Here is a 22,798-nt window from a genome sequence, read left to right as displayed (position 1 = left end):
ATGGCGACCATGGACCATCCCGAGACCCATATCGAAATCCGCCGTCCTTGGAAGCCTCAAGAGACGCTTTTTCTCCTGGGTCCCGGCGGCGTGGGCAAGTCAACGCTCGGCCGCGAACTTGCCCGCATCCTCCACTGGCCCCTCATCGATCTCGACCTCGAATTCTGCTCGCGTCTAGACCTGATCGGCCGCTTCATCTCCCAGCACGGCTATGAACGCTACCGCGAAGCGAACCTCGCTCTGGCCAAAACCCTGCTGTCAGCAAGCACCGGCCCCCAAATCTTCGTCACCGCCTCCGGCTTCCTCGCCGCCCCCACCGGCTCACCGGACAATATCGAAGCCCGCCGCCTGGTCTCGACCGGCTACGGCATCGTCCTTCTCCCGAGCCGAGACATCGAAATCGCCACTCCCATCGTGGTAGAACGCCAGCTCCAGCGCGGCTTTGGCCTCGAAAGAACCTCCGAAGACCAAAAATTCCGCCACCGTTTCCAAATCCTCATCAACGAAGGCGACGCCCTGGTCATCTCCCTGGCGCAACCAGCTCAGATCGCCTCCGCACTCGTCCAAGCCCTGTCTCTGCCCGCCACAACGTGACGAGCCCGGGGGCGCAACCGCCCCCAGTCCAGACCTGCTCATCCCGCAGCGTTCGCCACCTTCAACACCTCCACGCTATGCGCCGCCCCGCTGGCATCGACCCAGGCAATGATCTGCCCCGGCCGCAGCCCAAGCAGCGCCGCGCCATGCTTGGATGTCACCGACAGTCGATAGGCCTCCCGCCCGCTGACATGCTCGGGCAGCACCAGCTTGATCGTCCGCTCCTCGCCCGACGCCACGCGAAAGCGCACCACACTCCCCAGCCGCACAATGTCGGCCGGCAGCATCGTGTCCTCCACGATCACCGCCCGATCGAGCTCATAGAGCAAAAAATCCACCTGATCGGAGTCCTGCTCCACATCGATCAGCGCCGCGGTGGTCACCCGCCGATGCTCCCGCGCCCCGATCATGATCTCGGGTGATTGCGACCAGTCCTTCAAAGAGAGCGTCGTCATCGCGGTCGAACCTCCGGCGCATCGAACAGATGCTCAGGCAGGGCCGGTGGCCCATCATAATCCCGGTGACACCACGGACACCGCCGTGCCGCCCTCGGTCGCGGACCGGCACAAGACCGGCAAAATCTAAGCGCTGGCATTTTTCTCTCCTCACATCTGCGAGAACAGCGCAAAAGCCTGCAGCAAATGCTGCCGCTCTTCGAGCGAAGCGAGCCTGATGGTCATCGTTTCGGTCTTGATCGGCGTCTGCGGCGGCAGGCTGTAGCGCACCGCGGGCACATGCCGTTCGGCCCAATCCTTGAACCGGCTGAGCTTGTTGCCGCCGCTGATGGGCAGGGTCACGGAATACTTGAAGGTCATCGCAATGGTCTCGGACAAGCATGCCAAAACGCGCCCGCGATCCGCAGGCGCCACGAGGCATGAAAATATGGGATTGGTTTGAGCCTCCTGGTGCCGCTCTTGCCTAATAGGTAGGTAGCAACACCAGGCAATCAGCCTGCCAGGCGATGACCGTCGCGTGTCTGGGGGACGAAAATGAAATCCGTGCTCATGCCCGCCATCATGGCCATATCCCCCGCAAAGTCAAATTCGCGCCCAAGAACCCTCTTTACCGCCCGTTTACCCAAATCAACGCAATGCGGCGCCGAATGCTAACAGTCTGTCAGCATTAACGTCCCCTCAACCAGCCTGACGACATTTTGCGAAGAACTGTACGCATGCTGTGTAAAACGCGTGCGCCTGACCCAAGCGTGTTGAGTAAAGAGTACCGTGACCACTTGGCGCAATCTCGTCCGCACAGTCGCCCTGTGCGCGCTAATCGCCCCCGCCCTTGCCGCCTGTATGGGCGGCGGCGGCCTCGGCGCCACCGTCAAGCGCGGTGCCTTCACCTCCAAGGAATATGGCGTCGCCGTCTCCCCGCGCGTCACCAATGACCCCAATCCGCCGCGCGGCGGCGGCCGCTATCAGGTTGGCCAGCCCTATACCGTGCGCGGAAAAACCTATGTGCCGCAGCACGATCCGAACTACCAGGCCTCCGGCACCGCCTCCTGGTATGGCTCCGATTTCCACGGCCGCCGCACCGCAAATGGCGAAATCTTCTCCGCCAATGCCATCACCGCGGCCCATCCGACCCTGCCGCTGCCGTCTTATGTCCGCGTCACCAATACCGACAATGGCCGCTCGCTGGTCGTCCGCGTCAACGATCGCGGCCCCTATGTCGCCGGCCGCGTCATCGATCTGTCCCACCAAGCCGCCGCCATGCTCGGCTACGTGAACAACGGGTCGGCCAACGTTCAGGTCCAATATGTCGGCGCCGCCCCGCTCGAAGGCGACGATACCCGCACTCTCATGGCCAGCTATTCCGGCCCCAACGATTACGACACCGGCAATATCCGCGTCGCATCGGCCGAGAGCAATCGCAGCCTTGTCGGCATGACCACCAATTTCTTCAATGGCTTGTTCTCCTATGCTGATGCGACGCCTCAAAGCGTCGATGCCGGCATCGGCACGGCCTTCGCCGCCGTCAATTCCATGGCCGCCGGCTCGCCAGATCTGCAAGCCTGGGCCAAGAGCGTCGATGCCGATAGCCGCGCCTTCAAGCTCGGCCTCGGCACCTTCTCAAACCCGACCAATGCGATCGCCCTCGCTGAACGCTTCGCCATTCTCGGCGCGGTTGACGAGGAGCAGGTCCTGGTCAACGGTCATCCCGCGACCCGCCTCACTCTCAGCTATTTGAAGCCCGGCGCCACAAAAGAGGACGCTCTTGCACTGGCGCGAGAACTTGGCCTTGGCGACATAATTCTCTATTAAAATAGGGGCATGTCTCCCGAAAGTGGTCGCCGGTTTCGGGACAAAGACATGCCGGAATAGAGGGTCGATCGCCGAGCCGAATCCGGCCAGGACGGCCGAAACGCAAGGTATTGCCCGTGAGACTGCTGCTCGCCCTGCTCATCGCTTTCGCCAGTGCCTATCCTGCGCTGGCGCAGGCCAATTTCGAGACCAACGCCCGCTTCGCGGTGCTGATGGACTATGAATCGGGCACGGTGATTTTCCAGAAGGACGCCGACGCGCAACTCGAGCCGGCCAGCATGGCCAAGCTCATGACCCTCGCCGTCGTCTTCAACGAAGTCCGCTCCGGCCGCGTCCATCTCAATGACGAATTCTTCGTCTCCGAACACGCCTGGCGCACCGGCGGCGCTTCCTCCGGCGGCTCCACCATGTTCGCCGATCTCAATTCAAAGATCCGCGTCGAAGATCTCGTCCGCTCCGTCATCATCCAGTCCGGCAACGACGCCGCCATCATCCTCGCTGAAGGCATCGCCGGCACCGAAGGCAGCTTTGCCGCCATGATGAACGAGCTGGCCCGCAATATCGGCCTCGACGGCTCCCATTTCATGAACCCGACCGGCCTGCCGGACCCCGATCAATATTCGACCGCCAGGGATCTCGCCGATCTCGGCCGCTACCTGATCCGCGAATTCCCCGAATATTACCACTACTTCTCCGAGCCTGAGATGGAGTGGAACGGCATCAAGCAGGCCAACCGCAATTCCCTCATCGAAGTCGGCATCGGCGTTGATGGCCTCAAAACCGGCCACACCGAAGCTGCCGGTTATGGCGCCGTCATCTCCACTGCCCAAGGCGACCGCCGCCTCGTCGCCGTCGTCCACGGCCTCGGTTCGATGCGCGAACGCGCCGAAGAAGGCCGCAAACTGCTCACCTGGGGCTCCCGCGCCTTCGAGCGTTTTGAAGCCTATCCCGATGGCGCCGTCGTCGCCTATGCCGACGTCTATGGCGGCGAAAGCGGCAATGTCGGCCTCGTCGGCAATGGCGAAATCGCTCTTTACCTGCCGCGCGGCTCCCGCGATTGCCTTTCCGCCAGCGTCCACTATGTCGGCCCGCTGCTGCCCCCTGTCGCAGCCGGCCAGCAGGTCGCCGAACTGCGTGTCTTCTGCAATGACCAACTCGTCCAAAGCGCCCCCCTCTATGCCGCCGAAGACGTCCCGCAAGGCGACCTCGTGCGCCGCGCGACGGATGCACTGAAGCAGTTGGCTCTCGGGTGGCTTTGAGCCGGCCGAGAACTGCGGGCAACTGGCGCGAGTGCCAGCACCCAAGTAGTCCTCATCCTGAGGTGGAGCGCAGCGGAGCCTCGAAGGGCGAGGGCGTGGCACGATGCCTCCACTCTCCCGCCCTCGTGGTTCGAGGCTACGCTTCGCTCCGCACCTCACCATGAGGTCTCCGACACGGACATCTGTTCGTTTTCGCCCACCGCCTAATCCCCTCCAAAACCTTTCCCCACCTCCCGAGTTGACCTAAAAGAAACCGGACCAAGGAATCAGCCCACCCATGCTCGAAGCGCCAAATCGCAGACAGGCCCGCTTCATCACCTTCGAAGGTGGGGAAGGGGTGGGCAAATCCACCCAGGTAAAACGCCTGCTTGCCAATCTGGCCAATGTTTCGGTCGACGCCGTGCGCACCCGCGAGCCCGGCGGCACGCCTAAGGCCGAAGCCATTCGCTCCTTCATCCTGCAGGGCCGAAGCGAAGCCTGGGGGGCAGGGGCCGAAGCCGTGCTCTTCGCCGCCGCCCGCTACGATCACGTCACCCGACTGATCGCCCCCAATCTCGCCAAGGGCACCTGGGTCATTTCCGACCGCTTTTGCGATTCCACCCGCGCCTATCAAGGCCTCACGGGCGGCGTTGATTCAAAACTCATCGACGCTCTCGAAGACCTCGCCCTCGATGGCCACACGCCCGATCTCACCATCGTCCTCGACATGGATCCGGAAACCGCCTTCAAGCGCGTCGCCGAGCGCGCCATCGAAGATGGCCTCGCCCTGACGGGCGACCGCTTCGAAAAGGAAGAGCTCGACTGGCACAAGCGCCTGCGCGACAGCTTCCTCGACATCGCCCGCAACAACACCGATCGCTGCGTTGTCCTCTCAGCCAATCAGGCCGAAGAAAGCCTTGAGCGCGAAATCTGGAACACCGTCCAGTCGCGATTCCCCGAGCTCCAGACCGGTATTCCCGCGTGACCGATCCCAATGCGCTTGCCGGCCTGCCGCTGCCCGAAGAACGGCACGGTGCCATCGGTCATGACGCCGCCCGCGCGGCCATCCTTGCCCAGCTCCACGAGCGCCGCCTGCCAGGGGCGATCATGCTCCACGGCCCCCAGGGCATCGGCAAAGCCACCTTCGCCTTCGAACTGGCCGCCGCCATTCTCCTCGCCACCGGCGACGAAAGCCCCCAGCGCGTGCAGGAACAGGTGACGGCGCTCTCGCACCCGAACCTCTTCGTCCTCCGCCGCCGTCCCAAGGACGCCAAGGGTTTTTATACGATCATCCGCGTCGAAGACGTCCGCGAACTCCGCGACGCGCTGCACCACACCCGCGGCCGCGCCGGCCACCGCATCGCCATTCTCGACTCCATCGATGACTGCAATCCCTCGGCCGCCAACGCGCTCCTGAAAACCCTCGAAGAGCCGCCCGCCGATACGACTTTCCTTCTTATTTCGCATCGCCCTGGCCAATTGCTGCCGACCATCAAGTCGCGCTGCCACAACCTGGCCCTGCGTCCGCTCGCTGATAGCGACGTCGCCGAAATCGTCACCGGCAGCATGCCCGGCATCGACGAGGAAACCCTGCAACGCGCCCTCGGCCTTGCCGGCGGCCGTCCCCGCCGCGCCTTCGAAACTCTGGCGCTCTCGCCGGAATCTCCCGTCGGCGCGCTTATCGCCTGGCTGCAAGCGCCCGAAAACCTGCCCGCCGGCACCGCCATCGCGCTGGCCGATGCCATCGGCTCCGATCCCCAAGGGCCGGACATGTCCTTCGCCCGCGAAATCCTCCTCGATTGGCTTTCCGACGAGGCGCGCAATGCCGCAATGCAGCCGGGGGAGAGGTTGCGGCTTGCCTCGGCAACTGACCTATGGGACAAGGCAAATGCGCTTCTGAGCGAAGCCGATAGCGTCAATCTCGACATGAAGCAGACGCTGTCCGTGCTGTTCGACGCCATAAGGAAGCACCGAAACACGACTGCCATCCCCACAGAGTCACAATGACCGCCAAGCCCTTTTACGTCACGACCGCGATTTCCTATCCCAATGGCGCCCCGCATATCGGCCACGCCTATGAGATGATCGCGACCGACGCCATCGCCCGCTGGAAGCGGCTTGAAGGCCGGGAAGTTTACTTCCTCACCGGTACGGACGAACACGGCATCAAGATGGTTCAGACCGCGGCCAAGGAAGGCATTCCTGTCCGCGAACTGGCAGACCGCAATTCGGCCGAGTTCAAGAAACTCGCCGCGGCGCTGAACCTCTCCAACGACGATTTCATCCGCACGACCGAAGAGCGTCACCATAAGGCCTCGCAGGCCATCTGGAAGAAGATGGAAGCGAGCCACAACGGCGACATTTTCCAGTCCACCTACAAGGGCTGGTACTCGGTGCGAGACGAGGCCTATTTCGACGAGAGCGAGCTGACCGAGAAGAACGGCAAGCGCTTTGCCCCCTCGGGCGCCGAAGTCGAATGGGTCGAAGAGCCAACCTATTTCTTCCGCCTGTCCGCCTATCAGGAAAAGTTGCTCGCACTCTACGAAGCCAATCCCGACTTCATCGCTCCCAAGGAGCGCCGCAACGAGATCATCTCCTTCGTAAAGGGCGGCCTGCAGGACCTTTCCGTGTCCCGCACCACCTTCGATTGGGGCATCCCGGTTCCCGGCGCCGAAGGCCACGTGATGTATGTCTGGGTCGACGCCCTGACCAATTACATCACCGGCGTCGGCTATCCCGACGAGCAGAGCGAACTCTTCAAGAAGTTCTGGCCGGCTGACCTTCACGTCATCGGCAAGGACATCATCCGCTTCCATACCGTCTACTGGCCCGCTTTCCTGATGAGCGCCGGCATCGAAGTGCAGCACCGCGTCTTCGCCCACGGCTTCCTCACCGTCGACGGCCAGAAGATGAGCAAGTCGCTCGGTAACGTCATCGACCCGTTCGCTCTGGTCGAAACTTTTGGGCCCGACGCCGTCCGCTACTTCTTCCTCCGCGAAGTCTCCTTCGGCAACGATGGCGACTATTCCAACGAGAAGCTGGTCAACCGCGTCAACGCCGACCTTGCCAACAACCTCGGCAATCTCGCCCAGCGCTCGCTCTCGATGATCAACAAAAACTGCGACGCCAAGGTGCCCGAACTCGGCACCCTGACCGACGCCGACAACGCCATCATCGCCGAAGTCACCGAAGCGCTCGAAGCGGCACAGAAGGCGATGGACGAACAACTCGTCCACGAAGCCGCGGGCGCGCTCATCGCTGCCCTTTCGTCGGCCAACAACTATTTTGCCGGTCAGGAACCTTGGGCGCTGAAGAAGACCGACCCGACCCGCATGGCAACGGTTCTCTACGTCACCGCCGACACGGTTCGCCGCATCGCCATCCCGATGCTCGCTTTCGTTCCAGCCTCGGCTGCGCGCCTTCTCGACCAGTTGGCCGTGCCTGCTGACGAACGGACGCTGTCTGCTGCGCTCAATGCTAACAGTCTGCTAACCAATACCGACCTGCCGGTACCGCAAGGCGTCTTCGCGCGTCTCGAAAAGCCGGCCGAGTAAGCCATGCTGATCGACAGCCACTGCCATCTCGATTTCGAGGCGCTTTCCGCTGATATCGACGGCGTCATGGCCCGCGCCGCCGCCGTCGGCGTCACCGGAATGGTGACGATTTCCACACGTGTGGATAACTTTTCCACATACACAGCACTCGCAGAACGTTTCCCGAACGTCTGGTGCTCGGTCGGCACGCATCCGCACAATGCCGATCAGGAATTGCATATACAAACGGATGATCTTGTCCGGCTAAGTGCCCATCCCCGTTGCATTGCCATCGGCGAAGCCGGCCTCGACTACTTCTACGACAACGCCCCGCGCGAGGCCCAAGCCACCGGCCTCCGCCGCCACATCGCGGCCTCGAGGCAGACGGGTCTTCCACTGGTTATCCACAGCCGCGCCGCCGACGAGGACATGGCTGACATCCTCGAAGAAGAAAGCCGGGCAGGGGCCTTCCCCTTCGTGCTCCACTGTTTCACCGCCGGCCGCGATCTCGCCGAACGCTCCCTGGCGCTGGGCGGCTACATTTCCTTCTCCGGCATCGTCACCTTCAAGAATGCCCAGGAAATCCAAGAGGTTGCCAAGATCGTCCCCGCCGATCGCTACATCGTAGAGACCGACGCGCCGTACCTCGCCCCGATCCCCCACCGCGGCCAGTCGAACGAACCCTCTTTCGTCCGCCACACCGCCGAAAAGGTCGCCGATCTCCGTGGCATTTCGCTCGAGCAACTCGGCGCCGAGACCACCGCAAACTTCGGCCGTCTCTTCTCGAAATCCGGCGTGAAATAATGCCCGCGCCCGACCGGATCATCGCGACCATTTTAGGCTGCGGTTCCTCCGGCGGCGTGCCGCGCATCGGCAATGATTGGGGAATCTGCGATCCGCATAACCCCCGAAACCGCCGCCGCCGTTGCGCGCTTCTCATCGAAGGTTTTCGCAACGGCGAGACCGAACCCACCCGCGTCCTGATCGACACCGGCGTCGACCTCCGCGAACAACTCCTCGATGCCAAGGTCGACCGCGTCGACGCCGTGCTCTACACCCACGAGCACGCCGACCACACCCATGGCATTGATGATCTTAGGGTTTTAGCCCTCCACAACCGCCGCCGCGTCGACGTCTACTTCACCAAAGAGTGCGGCCACCGCCTCAACGAGGCCTTCGGCTATTGCTTCACAACGCCCCCCGGTAGCGCTTATCCGCCGATCCTCAACGCCCACATTATCGAGCCCAGCCAGCTACTTACGGTAGATGGCCCCGGCGGCACGCTGGAAGTCCAATCCTTCCTGCAGAACCACGGCGATATCGACTCCCTCGGCTTCAAGATCGCCCGCACCGCCTACTGCTGCGACCTCTCTGGTTTCCCCGAAAGCGCTGAGCCCTACCTGGCCGATCTCGACCTCTGGATCATCGACGCCCTCCGCCAGACGCCGCATCCAAGCCACCTGAGCTTGCCCGAAACCCTCGACCTCATCGAGCGCCATAAGCCCCGCCAGGCTGTGCTGACCGACATGCACATCGACCTCGACTATGCCCAGACGGATGCCAACACCCCGGCCAACGTGACCCCCGCCTTCGATGGCATGCAGATCGATGTGCTGGCCGGTCGGATTCTGAACCGGTAAAAGGCACCGTCTGGCCTCCTCCACCGGCCCGGCACCTCCCCCTTGACGGGGGAGGATGGGAGGGGGGGGGGAGGGAGCCCGAATGTTCGAGCGTGGGAGCACCCCTCCCCAGCCCTCCCCGTCAAGGGGAGGGTGCGATATCGAGCTCGTGAAAGGATCGGAACGCCTAGACGTCCAGATCCATCACAAACTCAGCATTCTCCTGAATAAACTCAAACCGCGCCTCCGGCTTGGTCCCCATCAGCCGGTCGACCGTCGTCTTGGTCGCCTGATGATCATCCAGCACCTTCACCTGCAGCAAGGTCCGCGTTTTGGGCGACATCGTCGTCTCGCGCAGATGCGCATAGGGCATCTCGCCAAGACCTTTGAAGCGCGTGATATCGGCCTTGCTCTTGCCGGTAAACTCCGTCGCCATCAGCTCGTTCTTGTGCGCGTCGTCGCGCGCATAGAGCGTCTTGCCGCCCTGGCTGATGCGATAGAGCGGAGGCAGGGCGAGGTAGAGGTGCCCGTTCTCGATCAGCCGCGGCATCTCCTGGAAGAAGAAGGTGATCAGCAGCGACGCAATATGCGCCCCGTCCACGTCGGCGTCGGTCATGACGATGATCTTGTCGTAGCGCAGATCATCCTCGGTATAGCGGTCACGCGTACCGCAACCGAGGGCCTGGATGAGGTCAGAAATCAGCTGGCTCGCCGCCATCTTCTCGCGGCTGGCACCCGCCACGTTGAGGATTTTCCCACGCAGCGGCAACACCGCCTGATTGGCGCGATTGCGCGCCTGCTTCGCCGAACCACCTGCCGAGTCACCTTCGACGATGAACAGTTCAGCGCCCTGCGCCGCATTCTGCGTACAGTCGGCCAACTTACCCGGCAGACGCAGCTTTCGCGTCGCGCTGGCGCGGTCGATTTCTTTTTCCTTGCGACGGCGCAGGCGCTCTTCGGCCCGTTCGACTGCCCAGTCGAGCAGCTTCCCCGCCTGCTGCGGCGATGAGCCAAGCCAGTGGTCAAACGCATCGCGCAGCGCATTTTCGACAATGCGCGTCGCTTCCTGCGAAGCCAGCTTGTCTTTGGTCTGGCCGACGAATTCCGGCTCGCGCACGAATACGGAGAGCATGGCGTTGCAATGCCCAAGCACGTCTTCCGCGGTCAGTGTCGCTGCGGCCTTGTTCTTGGTCAGCTCGGCATAGTTCTTGAGCCCGCGCAGCAGCACCAGCCGCAAACCAGCCTCGTGCGTACCGCCATCGGGCGTGGGCACCGTGTTGCAATAGGAGGAAACGCTGCCGTCCTCGATAGTCCAGGCCACAGCCCATTCCACCGAGCCATGGCTGCCGGGTCGCCCGGTCTTGCCGGCAAAGATGTCGTCGACGATCCGCGTCTCGCCCTCGATCCGCGCCGTCATGAAATCCTTGAGGCCGTCCGGATAGTGGAACACCGCCTTGGCCGGCACGTCGTCGCTGGCCAAGCTTTCGTCGCAGCTCCAGCGCAGTTCCACGCCGCCAAAGAGATAGGCCTTGGCGCGCGTCATGCGATAGATGCGGCCCGGCGAGAAATGCGCCGTAGCGCCAAAGATTTCCGGATCGGGGTGGAAACGCGTGGATGTGCCGCGCCGGTTTTGGACCCGGCCGACATTCTCGACGTCCTGAACGACCTTGCCGCGCGAGAAAATGATGCGGTGCAGCTGCTGGTCGCGCGCCACCTCGACGATCATGTCGTCGGAAAGCGCATTGACCACGGAGACGCCGACGCCGTGTAGACCGCCTGACGTCTCATAGGCCTTGGAATCGAACTTGCCGCCGGCATGGAGGATCGTGTGCACGATTTCCAGCGTCGACCGCCCCGGAAATTTCGGATGCTTCTCGACCGGAATGCCACGACCATTATCAGTGATGGTCAGATATCCGTCTGCGCCCAGATGCACTTCGATGCGGGTGGCGTGGCCGGCAATGGCCTCGTCCATGGAGTTGTCGATCACCTCGGCAAAGAGGTGATGATAGGCATTGGAATCCGTACCGCCGATATACATGCCTGGGCGACGCCGAACCGGCTCGAGCCCTTCGAGCACCTCGATATCGGACGCACCATAGCTTTCGGAGGTCGAAGGCGCTGGAGCCTTGGCGACTGGCTTTTCCTTGGCTGGCTTGGGTTCTTGGGGCTGGCGTTCAGCCCCGCCGCCAAAGAGATCGTCTGCTTGCATGCGATCGAGTCCGATAGTTCTGCGAATCAGTTCACTAGATGTTCTAGCATATCGTAGACCGGCGCTGAGGCGCGGTTTGCCTTGGTTTTTCCCCCGAAACCGGGCGAAACGGGCAGGGGTTCATCCTGGGTTCAGGAGCAAAAGCCCACTATGAGCGTTTGGTGGGCAAGCTCGATCGAAGAGGATGGCAGTCATGGTCAACAGGATTTTTGCGGGCGTCATGCTGGCGGCATTGGCACTGGTTCCCGTGCAGGCTTCGGCGCAGGTCAGCTTCGGCTTTCATTTCGGTGACGAGCCGCGCGATTTCTACCCCCAGCTTCCGATTTGCCTGACGGACCATCAGATCCGCGAAGCAATCGCGCGTCGCGGCTACACCAATATCTCGCTCAACGTTGCCAATCAAAAACGCATCCAGGTGCGCGCGACGCAGGATGGGTGGGTCTATCTCATAGACTTCGATTTCTGCGCCGATCGAATCCGTGGCCAGAAAGCTCTCCGCCCGGCCGGCTGAGCGCGCAATCGGTAAAGCCTCGTTTCAACTTGAGGCGGTGTGTTTACTCCTCGTTTGCTTCTTGAAAGCACTTTCTTAAGCGCACGCTGTTAGCGTTCGGGCATACGGTTTTTGTATGGAGTTGCCGTATGCGAACCCGAAATGGGCCCAGTATTGCGTATTTAGTGCCCCATTTCGGTTCATCTGCTGGCGTTGAGCCAAGAGCCGGATTTTTGAGTATTGCGTACCGGCTGGCCCAACTCCACGTCCCGCGTTTTGGGGCGACCCTGCTTGCGAGCCTTGTTTTCTATCTCGCCTGACGCTTGATTTCATGCGCCCGCTGAATTAGGTCTGTTTCGTCATCCAACACGAAGCGGGGAGGGATGCATGGTCTATTTCACTCATCATCGCCAGCATGGCCCCGTTCTCGCCCTGTGGCTCAAGCTGCAGGGCTGACCAGAACGGTTCGGACGACATTTTCGGTCTTTGATCCACTGGTTTGCCCGTCACGGCATTCTGACTCTTGTCAGCGTGCAGATTGATGGACTAGGCGCGCGCCGAGACGCAGCGCCATCCCAGAAAGACCAATACGATGGCAAATCTCAGCCTCCGCAATGCCGGCCTCCGTTCGGGCCATGTGCTTTTCTCCAATCTTTCCCTTTCCTTGTCCGATGGCGACCGCGTCGGCCTCGTCGCCGCCAATGGTCGCGGCAAGTCGACACTGCTGCGCGCCTTCATAGGCGAAGCTGAACTCAGCGAAGGCGAACTTTCCCGCTCGCGCGGCCTGACGATCGGCTATGTGCCGCAAGACGTGCCGGCCGATGCTCTAGCGGTCCCTCTGCGCGATTTCGTTGAACAGGCCCTGCCGCCTTCCGACCGCGAAAGCGAAGGCTGGCGCGCCGACGTAGCGCTCGACGAACTCGGCTTCCCGCTTGATCTCGTGCAAAAGCCCATCGGGCAGCTTAGCGGCGGCTGGCAGCGCCTCGCGCTGATTGCCCGCGGCTGGGTCACCCAGCCCGATCTCCTTTTGCTCGACGAGCCGACCAATCATCTCGATCTCGGCCGTATCCTCGCGCTCGAAAACTGGATGGCGGCCCTCCCGCGGCAAACCATCGTCGTCATGGCCAGCCACGACCGGCAGTTTCTGGACAGCGTCACCAACCGCACGCTCTTCCTGCGCCCCGAGACGTCGCATTTCTTCCCGCTTGCCTATAGCGCCGCCCGCCAAGCCCTCGACGAAGCCGATGAGGCCGCCGAACAGCAGCGCCAGCGCGATTTGAAGGAAGTAGCGCAATTACGAAAACAGGCGGCGAAACTCACCAATATCGGCATCAATTCCGGCAGCGACCTACTCACGGTGAAGTCCAAACAGCTTCGCGAGCGTGCTGAAAAGATCGAAAATCAGGTCGTTTCCGTGCATCGCGAAAAGACCGGCAAGGTCATGCTCGGCAATTCAGGCGCTGAAGCCCGAGTCATGCTCGCCTTCGAGAACACGGCCGTCGCGACGCCCGACGGACGACCGCTCTTCTCCATCGACAAGCTGCACGTATTCCAGGGTGATCGTGTTGTCCTGCTCGGCCGCAATGGCACCGGCAAATCCCAGCTCATGCGCAAAGTGGCAGCGGCGCTGAACGGCGAGGCCATCGACGGTTTGCGCCTCAGCCCGCAGATCGTCCCCGGCTATCTGGATCAGGCCCTCGATTGGCTTCCGCTCAACAAGACGCCGCTCGATTTCATCGTCTCATCCTATAATGAGGGTGACCGCCGCAGCATCGCCTTGCTTGCCGGTGCCGGCTTTGATCCCGACCGCCAGGACAAGCCCATCCGCACGTTGTCTCTGGGCCAACGGGCGCGGCTTGCCCTCCTGGCCCTGCGCCTGCAGCGGCCGAATTTTTACCTGCTCGACGAGCCGACCAACCATCTCGATATTCCTGGCCAGGAACAGCTCGAACTCGACATTGCCGAGCATGGCGCGACATGTCTTCTGGTCTCCCATGACCGCGCCTTCCTACGGGGCGTTGGTACGCGTTTCCTGCAGATCATCGGCAAGCGCCTGCGCGAGGTCGAAGGGCCGGAAGCCTTCTTCGCAGAGATGGCCGAAGCGCCCTAGGGGCGATCCCCGTTCTGCAATCTGCTGCCGGATGCGAGGTGTAAGCGAACGGGCGTCATCACCGCCTGATCCTTGCCCCCGCTCTTGGCCCGGTAAAGCGCCTGATCGGCCAGCGTCATCATGTCGGCCAGGCTTTCCTGGCTATAGCTGAGGTGAAGCCCGACGCTGAGGGTAACCGGATAATTGCTCGGTAGGCCCGCAATGCTCACCTGAGCCAGCGCCGACCGGATCTTGCGGGCAATGCCCTGCAGCTCGGCCCGATCGATGTCATTGTAGTAAAGGGCGAATTCCTCGCCACCGGTGCGCGCGGCGAGAACCGCGTCGCCATGCCGTGCCAATGTGCGTGCCACGGCCACGATCACCGCGTCACCAACCTTGTGCCCAAAAGTATCGTTGACCTTCTTGAAGTCGTCGATATCGGCCACCAGCATGGCGGGCTGGCGCGAATTGGCGAAATCGCGAGCCACGGCCTCGTCTCCGGCCGTCTCGAAACCGCGCCGGTTGAGGAGGCCTGTCAGATAATCCCGGTCAGCCTGGCCCTTGAGGTGGCTGACGACATCAAGGCCGATCGCTACGGAGAACAATGCCGCGACGATGAATGACATCAGCGGCGTGAAAGCCCTGATAGACGTCCAATAGTCCGACGCCGTGAAGCCCCCCGAGCTTTCAATGTGGAGGACGCCTGTCAGGACGAGGGTTGGCCTGAAGACGGCGACGAAAAACGCCAGGCCGACAGCCGCAGCAAAAAGGTTGTCCGCGAGTGTCCTCTCGGGCTGTCGAACAAGGCCGACGAAAGTGACGCTGGTTACGCCCGCGAAAATGGCTGACGTGATGAGAATACGCGCCAGCGTCGAGGGCTCGACGAGCAGGTACCATATGAAGGGCAGGGCGCCTGAAGCTATGATGGCGAGATAGATCACGACAGGCGGCGGCAGGTTCTTGCGCAAAAAGGTGCTGGCACAGGCCAGCGTTATCGTTGCGACATAGAGAACGTTCGCGCCGACATTGATCTCGGCGGGCCAGACCAGAATCTTGAAATCATAGAAGATGAAGCCAAGGCCGAGACAGAGGAATGCCAGGGAGAGCACCGCCAGGTGCTTGTAGGAACGCCAGCGTAGCCAGATCAGGCCAAAACCGAGCGAAAACAGCAGTGCAATGATCGGATTGATGAGTGCAAAGAAGAGCTGGCCATGCACCATCGTCGAGGTTCCAAATATGTCCTGCATCCCGTGGAGAGTCTATTCGTCGTGATGCAATAACAGGTTAACCGTCCGGCACCTTCGAAATTGTCCAAAAAGAAAGGGCCGCCCGAAGGCAGCCCTACTAAATCATGAGTCGCACCGGCTGCGACATTTGTCCCGAAAGCGGCTGTCGCTCTCGGGACATATGCGCATTAGTGGTGATGCTCTTCCGGCACTTCGTTTTCGTCGGCCTGGATGAGCTTGGCCAGCTCGTCGCGCGACATCTTCTTTTCGGTCTGTTCGGCAAGGCTGGCGACGTAGTCGACGACCTTGTTCTCGAACACCGGAGCGCGGAGGCTTGCGAGAGCCTGGGCGTTCTTGCGGTAGTAGTCGTAAACCTGCTGTTCCTGGCCCGGGAAGCGGCGGATTTCAGCAAGCAGGGCCTGCTGGTGCTCGTCGTCGGTCACCTGGACTTCGTTCTGATTGCCGATTTCGGCAACGACGAGACCCAGACGCACGCGGCGCTCGGCGATCCGCTGATACTGTTCCTTGGCTTCGGCTTCGGTCGTGCCTTCGTCTTCGAAGGAGCGGCCATGGCCTTCAACTTCATGCTGAACGCGCTGCCAGATGGTGGCGAATTCGGCTTCGACCAACTGGGCCGGGACGTCGAACTTGTGACCTTCGTCGAGCGCGTCGAGAATCTGGCGCTTGACGTGCTGCTTGCTCATGGATTCGAGCGCAGCTTCCATCTGCTCGCTGACGGTCTTGCGCAGGGCGGCGACGTCTTCGAGGCCGAGGCGCTTGGCGAAATCGTCATCGAGTTCGCCGGCATTCGGGCCGTCGACATGCAGGATGGTAACGTCGAAGGTGGCTTCCTTGCCGGCGAGTTCGGCATTGCCGTAGTCGGCGGGGAAGGTGACCTTGATCGTGCGGGTTTCGTCCTTCTTCTGGCCGACGAGCTGTTCTTCGAAGCCAGGGATGAATTCGCCGGAACCAACGGTCAGGTGAGCGTGGTCGGAAGTGCCGCCCGGGAAGGCAACGCCGTCGATCTTGCCGACGAACGAGAGGCCGAGACGGTCGCCCTGTTCGACAACGGCGCCATCGCCCTTGTCGGTGAAGCCACGGTTCTGGGCGAACACGCGATTCACTTCAGCGTCGATTTCTTCTTCGGTGATTGCCACGACCGGCTTGTTCAGCTTCAGGCCCTTGAGGTCCATAAGCGATACCGGCGGCAGGACTTCGTATTCGACTTCGAATGCGAGATCGGCCTTGCCGTCGAGCACGTCGTTGATGATCGCCTGGTCTTGCGGCAGATCGACCTTGGGCTGGGCGGCGGCGCGTTCCTTTCGGCCATCCAGCGTATCGGACACGGTCGAGTTGATCGCGTCGGTCATCACTTCGGACATGGCCGAGCGGCCATAGACCTTCTTGAGGTGAGCGGTCGGAACCTTGCCCGGACGGAAGCCCTTGATACTGGCCTGGCCCTTGAGTTCTTCAAGCTTGGCGTCGAGGCGCGTATTGAGGTCCGCTGCCGGAATGGTGACGCTGAGCTTGCGCTTCAGGCCTTCGTTAAGGGTCTCAGTTACCTGCATTGGGGTTTATCCCGTATTGGTTCATCTCGTTCGGCCGAGGCCGCTATGGTGCGGGTGAGAGGACTCGAACCTCCACGCCTTGCGGCGCTGGAACCTAAATCCAGTGCGTCTACCAATTCCGCCACACCCGCAAGGGTCCCCGTCGGCCGGGTTGGCGATGCATCTATATGAAGTGTTGAAGTCAGTCAAAGCCTAACGCATGTCTCCCCAGGGTGCGCCCGGCTTCGAAGAAAGCTCCCTCAAATCAGCACCGGCCGAACCGTGCCCACTTCAACTGGCCGTTTTTGCCGGCATGAAGAACACTTGGGCGATGAGGCCGTCTTCGACGACGAAAATCACCGATGTCTCCATTGGCTCCGGTCCGAGGCCATCGATCAGCTCGTGGTCGATGACCTTGTTGCCAACCACCATGCGATTCAGCAGCTTGGCGTGCAGGCCCTCATGCACGAAGCGGTTCGCGGCATAGAACTCGCCCATGGCCGCCTTCCCATCGATGGTCAGGGCCATGTCAGGCAGGCGATAGCAGCGGACGGTCTCGGAAAAGGCCATCAGAAAACGCTCGAGATTCCTCTCGTTGTAGGCCGCAAGCTGCAGTTCGACGCATTCAAGTGGTGTCATTTGGTCAATGTGCTCCTTCGCCGGAAGGCGATAGCAATTCCGGAACGGAAATGACAGGCAGGGCGCCGACCGACGACCTGCCTGCATTCACCTAGCGCTCGCTCCAGCCGATATCGAGTGCAGCATTGCCTTGCCCCACCCAATCCCATGCCGGCCTGACCGTGCGCGGCGTCGCCCGTGGCTTCTCCTGCGCTGGCCTCGCCGGTTCGCGCGCCGGGGGTGCATCATCAACCACAAATACCTCGACGATTCTGTCGAGCTCGCTCGCCTGTCCCTCGGTCTGCTCGATGGCGGCATTGGTCTCTTCGACGAGCGCCGCATTGTGTTGCGTCATCTCGTCCATCTGCCGGACGGCGGTCGCAACTTCGGCAATCGCGCCCGACTGCTCGCGGCTGCCGCTGGCAATGCTGTCCATGAGCCCGCTATTGTCCCGCACATCGCCCAGCATGCTGGCAATGCGTTCCGCCGCCTCGGACAGCAACTTCGATCCGGTCGAAATCTCTGAGGACGAACGCTCGATCAACGCCTTGACGTCCGAGGACGCCTGCGCCGCCGATTGCGCGAGCCGCCGCACTTCCACGGCCACTACGGCAAAGCCCTTGCCGGCATCGCCCGCCCGCGCCGCTTCCACCGAGGCGTTGAGGGCAAGGAGGTTGGTCTGGAAGGCGATATCGTCGATCAGCCCGACAATATTTGAGATTTGCGACGATGACGCCAGGATGCGCCCCATGGCGTCCTGGGCCTGGCTCATGACCGCGCCGCTTTGCTCCGCTGTCGTCGAAACTGCTCGCGCCTTGCCGCTGGCCTCTTCTGCGCGGGCCGCATTTTCTTCCACCGTGTCGGCAAGGTTCTTCATTGCCGCGCTTGTTTCCTGGATTGCCGATGCCTGTCGCGAGGTGCGCTCGGCAAGGTCATTGGCGCCGGTCAGGATTTCCGCCGTTGCCGCACGCAGCGTGCCCGACGAGCGCCGCAGCCGCGCCACGATCTCGGCAAAGCGGTCCACCGTATTGTTGTAGGCCAACCGCACGGCATCCAATTCACCCTTGAACGGGGTCTGAATGCGCGCCCGCAGATCGCCCTCTGCAAGCCTCGCCAATTCGCTGCCCAGCAGGTTCACAGCGCGCTTCCGCTCGGTGACGTCGGTCGCATATTTGACGATCTTGAACACCTTCCCATGGTGATCGAAAATCGGATTGTAGGTCGCCTGGATCCAGACTTCCTTCCCGCCTTTGCCGATGCGCAGATATTCTGCCGCCTGGAATTCGCCGCGCCCCAGCCGGCTCCAGAATTCCTGATAGGCCGAGGTCGACACTTCCGCCGGTGGCACGAAAATCCGGTGATGTTGCCCGCGGATTTCGTCGAGCGCATAGCCCAGCGCCCGACAGAAATTGTCGTTTGCCGTGATCACTTCGCCCTTGGGCGTGAATTCGATGACGGCCTGTGAGCGCGAGATCGCGGCAAGCTGGCCGGCGCTGTCGGCGGCGGCGAGTTTCGCCTTCGTCACGTCGGTTGCGAACTTCACGATCTTCGAGGGCGTCCCATCGCGCCCGAAGACCGGATTGTAGGTCGCCTGTATCCAGACCTCCTTGCCGTCCTTGCCAATGCGACGGTACTCGGCTGCCTGGAATTCCCCCTTGGCCAATTGCTGCCAGAACAGCTTGTAGTCGGGCAGGGCGCTTTCGGCCGGCGCGACGAACATGCGGTGATGCTTTCCGCGAACGTCGTCGAGCGTGTATCCCATCACGTCGAGGAAGTTCTTGTTGGCCGTCCGGATCGTGCCGTCGAGTTCAAATTCGATGACGGCCAAAGCCCGCGAAATTGCGTCGAGTGTAGCTTGGTTCTCTTGCGCCAGAACCCGGCGTTTATTGTTGAAGAGGCGGACGTCCACAGTGATCCCCCAGGGTTAAAGTGGATCGACGCTAGCAACTTCTGATGAGCACCATCTTTCGGCCATCGCCCCTTTTAGTCACCTGCGGAGTACGCGTTTCTCCTGATGCGGGGATTTCGCCACTTTTCTGCTCAAGGGCTGAGCGGAAAAGTTTCATTGATCCAGATCAAGTCGTCCCTCCGAATCTTGCCGGTAATCTTAAGAAAAATCGATCGCCACGGGCTCTTGCCATGGCCCAGGTTTTCGAAGAAAGACAACGTGCGGCACTTGATGATGCCGCAGAGTCCCTGACTTCGTCTGGCCAGCTCCTGTTGCGCGGTTAGCGGATGCAAAAGCATCCGATGGAGAGAGGGACATGGTAGAACGTAGTCCGGGTATCCGGCAGTCCGACGAGTGGGTGCGCGCCGTCGAAGCCAGGCTTGGTGTCGGTTTCTGGTCTTGGGATATCGCCAATGCGCGGCTGCATTGCTCCGCCGGGCTCTATGCCCTGGCCGGCATAAACCCCGCGGGCCTTCACCTTGACCTCGCCTTTCTCGAAACCCTCGTCCATCCCAAGGATCGTCTCCCCGTCGACGATCCTCACGGCTTCGTCACCGACGCCCGCCAGACCGATCGCCAATTCAGGATCATCCGCCCTGACGGCCAGTTGCGATATCTGCGCAGCGAAGCCAGCCGGCTCTTTGATCGCGACGGCAATGCAACCCGCGTCGTCGCAGTGGTTTCCGACATCACGGAACGCCAGGACCTCCGCGAACGCGTCGTCAACAATCGCGCGCTGCTGCAGAATATTTCCCAACTCATTGGCGCCGTCTTCTGGATCGCCGACGAGGAAGGGCGCCTGATCGATCATTTCGGCAGCGATCTTATCGATGTCGATGCAAGGCCCGGCGATGATGTCACCAATTGGCGCTCGAGCCTGCACCCCGACGATCTCGAACGCTTGCCCGACCTGTGGCGTGAAACCGTAGGAAATCGCAGGCCCTACAGCTTTTCGCCGCGCCTGCGCCTCGCCAGCGGCGAATACCAGCAGTTCCATATCGAAGGCCTGCCTTTCTCCTCGGAAATTTCGTCCAACCTGCACTATGGCGGCATCTCGAGCCGTAACCCGCGCATTACCGCTCCGCGCACGCCAAGGGAGGATATTGCCTCCCTGACGCCAGCGCAGGTGCGGGCCTGCCGCGCGCTGCTCGACTGGACTGCCGAGACGCTGGCCCAGAATGCCGGTATTTCCATATCGACGGTCCGTCGCATCGAGAGCGCCGAAATACCCGGCCAGAGCGATAGCCTTCGCCTGGTCCTCTTGGCCTTCAAGGAAGCTGGCCTCACCATCTGGCACGACGAACGCGGCCGCTTCTGCGTCTCCGATCTCGCCTGATCGCGTGCATGTGGTGAGATTTTGGTCAGCTAGGGCGCAAGGAATGTCCGAAAGCTGCCTTTATCTGCATAAAAAATATGCAACACGCTCGAAAAACGATCAGTCATGCTATCGTGACGGCCCGACCGCATCCCGCCCGACCTGGCCAAGTCCATGCAGTAGTTAATGTTTTCCATGCTTTGGCACGCTGGCATGGCCCGTGCATACAGGTTGGCGGTAACGGCCTAAGACGCTCAGTGGAGGCACAGTTGAAAAAAATCGAGGCTATCGTAAAGCCCTTCAAGCTCGACGAAGTCAAAGAGGCACTGCAGGAAGTTGGCTTGCAGGGCATCACCGTGACCGAGGCCAAAGGCTTTGGCCGCCAGAAGGGGCACACGGAGCTCTATCGTGGCGCGGAATATGTCGTGGATTTCCTTCCCAAGGTGAAGGTCGAGGTGGTTTGCCCCGACGAACTCGCCGAAAAGGCAATCGAGGCGATCCGCAATGCCGCGCAAACCGGCCGCATCGGCGATGGCAAGATTTTCGTCTACTCGATCGAACAAGCCATCCGCATCCGTACCGGCGAATTCGGCGACGACGCGCTCTAAGCGTCGCGCCCCATAAATCCAGCAACAAACAGTCCGTTTACAGGGGAAGACCTGATGACTACCGGAGCAGACATTATCCAGCGCATGAAGGACGAGAACATCAAGTATCTCGACGTGCGTTTCACCGACCTGCGCGGCAAGCTGCAGCACGTCACCATGGATGCGTCCGTCGTTGACGCCGACATGTTCGAGGATGGCGTGATGTTCGACGGTTCCTCGATTGCTGGCTGGAAGGCCATCAACGAGTCCGACATGGTGCTCATGCCCGATCCGAACTCGGCCTATATCGACCCGTTCTTCGCTGCCTCGACCCTCGCCATCAACTGCGACATTCTCGAGCCGGCAACCTACCAGCCGTACAACCGTGATCCGCGCTCGATCGCCAAGAAGGCCGAAGGCCTCGTCAAGTCGTCCGGTATCGGCGACACCGTCGTGTTCGGTCCCGAGCCCGAATTCTTCATCTTCGACGACGTGAAGTACTCGACCACCACCTACAAGGTTGGCTTCTCGGTCGATTCTTCCGAACTTCCGACCAACAACGATGCCGACTACGAATCCGGCAACAATGGTCACCACATCGGCATCAAGAAGGGCTACTTCCCGGTTCCCCCGCTTGATAGCGCGCAGGACATGCGCGGCGAAATGCTCGAAGCCATGGGCCAGATGGGCATCATCATCGAGAAGCACCACCACGAAGTGGCTTCCGCCCAGCACGAACTCGGCATGAAGTTTAAGCAGATGATCTCGTCGGCCGACGACGTTCTCATCTACAAATATGCCGTGCAGCAGGTTGCCAATGCCTATGGCAAGACCGCAACCTTCCTGCCCAAGCCCGTCTATGGTGACAACGGCTCGGGCATGCACTGCCACATGTCGATCTGGAAGGACGGCAAGCCGCTCTTCGCTGGCGACCAGTATGCTGGCCTTTCGATGGAATGCCTCTACTACATCGGCGGCGTCATCAAGCATGCCAAGGCGATCAACGCCTTCACCAACCCGACCACCAACTCCTACAAGCGTCTGGTGCCCGGCTTCGAAGCTCCGGTTCTCTTGGCCTACTCGGCCCGTAACCGTTCGGCTTCCTGCCGTATCCCCTTCGGTCAGTCGCCGAAGGCGAAGCGCGTCGAAGTCCGCTTCCCCGATCCGCTGGCAAACCCGTACCTGGCCTACACCGCGCTGCTGATGGCCGGCCTCGACGGCATCAAGAACAAGATCCACCCCGGCGAGCCGATGGACAAGGATCTCTACGAACTGCCCAAGGACGAACTCAAGGAAATCCCGACCGTTTCCGGCTCGCTCCGCGAAGCGCTGGAAAACCTCGACAAGAACCGCGACTTCCTCAAGGTCGGCGGCGTCATGGATGACGATTTCATCGATGCCTACATCGAGCTGAAGATGCAGGAAGTCCTCCGCGTCGAAATGACCCCGCACCCGGTCGAATACGAAATGTACTACTCGGCCTAAGAGCTGCAGTAGCGAAGAGAAAGGGCCCTCCGG

General features: G+C 61.4%; 20 protein-coding genes and 1 tRNA gene. 13 read left to right on the top strand and 8 right to left on the bottom strand.

Features of this window, described 5'->3' with window-relative positions; genetic code table 11:
• Positions 1–594 (top strand): shikimate kinase, encoded by a 594-nt coding sequence (locus JP75_RS03195; protein WP_051960252.1) that lies wholly within the window; start codon positions 1–3, stop codon positions 592–594.
• Between the two features lie 38 nt (positions 595–632).
• Here the strand turns inward: JP75_RS03195 and JP75_RS03190 are convergent, their stop codons facing one another.
• Both JP75_RS03190 and JP75_RS03185 read right to left on the bottom strand, forming a co-directional pair.
• A complete protein-coding gene (locus tag JP75_RS03190) occupies positions 633–1,049 on the bottom strand; it encodes a GreA/GreB family elongation factor (protein WP_035079073.1) in 417 nt (138 codons plus the stop codon).
• A 150-nt stretch (positions 1,050–1,199) separates the two neighbouring features.
• On the bottom strand, positions 1,200–1,409 hold the full coding sequence (locus JP75_RS03185) for a hypothetical protein (RefSeq protein ID WP_035079251.1): 210 nt from the start codon (positions 1,407–1,409) through the stop codon (positions 1,200–1,202).
• 408 nt (positions 1,410–1,817) lie between these two features.
• On the opposite strand from JP75_RS03185, the gene JP75_RS27180 reads away from it, so the two are divergent.
• The 7 genes from JP75_RS27180 (at position 1,818) to JP75_RS03150 (ending at position 9,269) form a co-directional block, all read left to right on the top strand.
• On the top strand, positions 1,818–2,858 hold the full coding sequence (locus tag JP75_RS27180; protein WP_425277253.1) for a septal ring lytic transglycosylase RlpA family protein: 1,041 nt from the start codon (positions 1,818–1,820) through the stop codon (positions 2,856–2,858).
• A 116-nt stretch (positions 2,859–2,974) separates the two neighbouring features.
• Positions 2,975–4,117, top strand: a complete 1,143-nt coding sequence (locus JP75_RS03175; RefSeq protein ID WP_244446241.1) for a D-alanyl-D-alanine carboxypeptidase family protein — start codon at positions 2,975–2,977, stop codon at positions 4,115–4,117.
• A gap of 277 nt (positions 4,118–4,394) precedes the next feature.
• A complete protein-coding gene (gene tmk, locus JP75_RS03170; RefSeq protein ID WP_035079071.1) occupies positions 4,395–5,081 on the top strand; it encodes a dTMP kinase in 687 nt (228 codons plus the stop codon).
• Entirely contained in the window at positions 5,078–6,103 is a 1,026-nt protein-coding gene (locus JP75_RS25035; RefSeq protein ID WP_051960242.1) for an AAA family ATPase, read from the top strand. Before tmk ends, JP75_RS25035 begins: the two co-directional genes overlap by 4 nt.
• Positions 6,100–7,650, top strand: coding sequence for a methionine--tRNA ligase (gene metG / locus JP75_RS03160; protein WP_035079068.1), 1,551 nt, complete (start codon positions 6,100–6,102; stop codon positions 7,648–7,650). Before JP75_RS25035 ends, metG begins: the two co-directional genes overlap by 4 nt.
• A gap of 3 nt (positions 7,651–7,653) precedes the next feature.
• On the top strand, positions 7,654–8,433 hold the full coding sequence (locus tag JP75_RS03155; RefSeq protein ID WP_035079065.1) for a TatD family hydrolase: 780 nt from the start codon (positions 7,654–7,656) through the stop codon (positions 8,431–8,433).
• Complete coding sequence (locus JP75_RS03150) at positions 8,433–9,269, top strand: MBL fold metallo-hydrolase (RefSeq protein WP_035079063.1); 837 nt, start codon at positions 8,433–8,435, stop codon at positions 9,267–9,269. The genes JP75_RS03155 and JP75_RS03150 overlap by 1 nt, the downstream gene beginning before the upstream one ends.
• Positions 9,270–9,435: 166 nt before the next feature.
• Here the strand turns inward: JP75_RS03150 and parE are convergent, their stop codons facing one another.
• Positions 9,436–11,460: a DNA topoisomerase IV subunit B gene (parE, locus tag JP75_RS03145; RefSeq protein WP_035079060.1), complete on the bottom strand. Its 2,025-nt coding sequence runs from the start codon at positions 11,458–11,460 to the stop codon at positions 9,436–9,438.
• 193 nt (positions 11,461–11,653) lie between these two features.
• Here parE and JP75_RS03140 point away from each other — a divergent pair, with 193 nt between their 5' ends.
• Positions 11,654–11,971 carry a hypothetical protein gene (locus JP75_RS03140; RefSeq protein ID WP_160194629.1) on the top strand — a complete coding sequence of 106 codons (318 nt, stop codon included), beginning with the start codon at positions 11,654–11,656 and terminating at the stop codon, positions 11,969–11,971.
• Between the two features lie 571 nt (positions 11,972–12,542).
• Positions 12,543–14,060, top strand: coding sequence for an ABC-F family ATP-binding cassette domain-containing protein (locus JP75_RS03135; protein ID WP_035079054.1), 1,518 nt, complete (start codon positions 12,543–12,545; stop codon positions 14,058–14,060).
• Here JP75_RS03135 and JP75_RS03130 read toward each other — a convergent pair.
• The 5 genes from JP75_RS03130 to JP75_RS03110 form a co-directional block, all read right to left on the bottom strand.
• Positions 14,057–15,286, bottom strand: a complete 1,230-nt coding sequence (locus JP75_RS03130) for a GGDEF domain-containing protein (RefSeq protein WP_084587446.1) — start codon at positions 15,284–15,286, stop codon at positions 14,057–14,059. The two genes, JP75_RS03135 and JP75_RS03130, sit on opposite strands and share 4 nt — an antisense overlap.
• 167 nt (positions 15,287–15,453) lie before the next feature.
• A complete protein-coding gene (gene tig / locus JP75_RS03125) occupies positions 15,454–16,833 on the bottom strand; it encodes a trigger factor (RefSeq protein WP_035079048.1) in 1,380 nt (459 codons plus the stop codon).
• 46 nt (positions 16,834–16,879) lie between these two features.
• Positions 16,880–16,964: transfer RNA gene (locus tag JP75_RS03120), tRNA-Leu, on the bottom strand.
• A 139-nt stretch (positions 16,965–17,103) separates the two neighbouring features.
• The gene (locus JP75_RS03115; protein WP_035079045.1) at positions 17,104–17,451 is read right to left on the bottom strand and encodes a nuclear transport factor 2 family protein; all 348 of its coding nucleotides are present in this window, start codon (positions 17,449–17,451) and stop codon (positions 17,104–17,106) included.
• A gap of 91 nt (positions 17,452–17,542) precedes the next feature.
• Positions 17,543–19,339: a methyl-accepting chemotaxis protein gene (locus JP75_RS03110; protein WP_084587445.1), complete on the bottom strand. Its 1,797-nt coding sequence runs from the start codon at positions 19,337–19,339 to the stop codon at positions 17,543–17,545.
• A gap of 355 nt (positions 19,340–19,694) precedes the next feature.
• Between JP75_RS03110 and JP75_RS03105 the strand changes: the two genes are divergently transcribed.
• From JP75_RS03105 to glnA, 3 genes are all read left to right on the top strand, one after another.
• The gene (locus JP75_RS03105) at positions 19,695–20,714 is read left to right on the top strand and encodes a PAS domain-containing protein (protein WP_035079042.1); all 1,020 of its coding nucleotides are present in this window, start codon (positions 19,695–19,697) and stop codon (positions 20,712–20,714) included.
• A gap of 248 nt (positions 20,715–20,962) precedes the next feature.
• Positions 20,963–21,301, top strand: coding sequence for a P-II family nitrogen regulator (locus JP75_RS03100; RefSeq protein WP_035079039.1), 339 nt, complete (start codon positions 20,963–20,965; stop codon positions 21,299–21,301).
• Positions 21,302–21,355: 54 nt separating this feature from the next.
• A complete protein-coding gene (gene glnA, locus JP75_RS03095) occupies positions 21,356–22,765 on the top strand; it encodes a type I glutamate--ammonia ligase (protein ID WP_035079034.1) in 1,410 nt (469 codons plus the stop codon).
• Positions 22,766–22,798 lie beyond the last annotated feature (33 nt).

The sequence above is a fragment of the Devosia riboflavina genome (assembly GCF_000743575.1).
GTDB lineage: Bacteria > Pseudomonadota > Alphaproteobacteria > Rhizobiales > Devosiaceae > Devosia > Devosia riboflavina.
The sequence above is the reverse complement of the archived record's forward strand: the minus strand, read 5'-3'. Positions and strand labels throughout refer to the sequence as shown.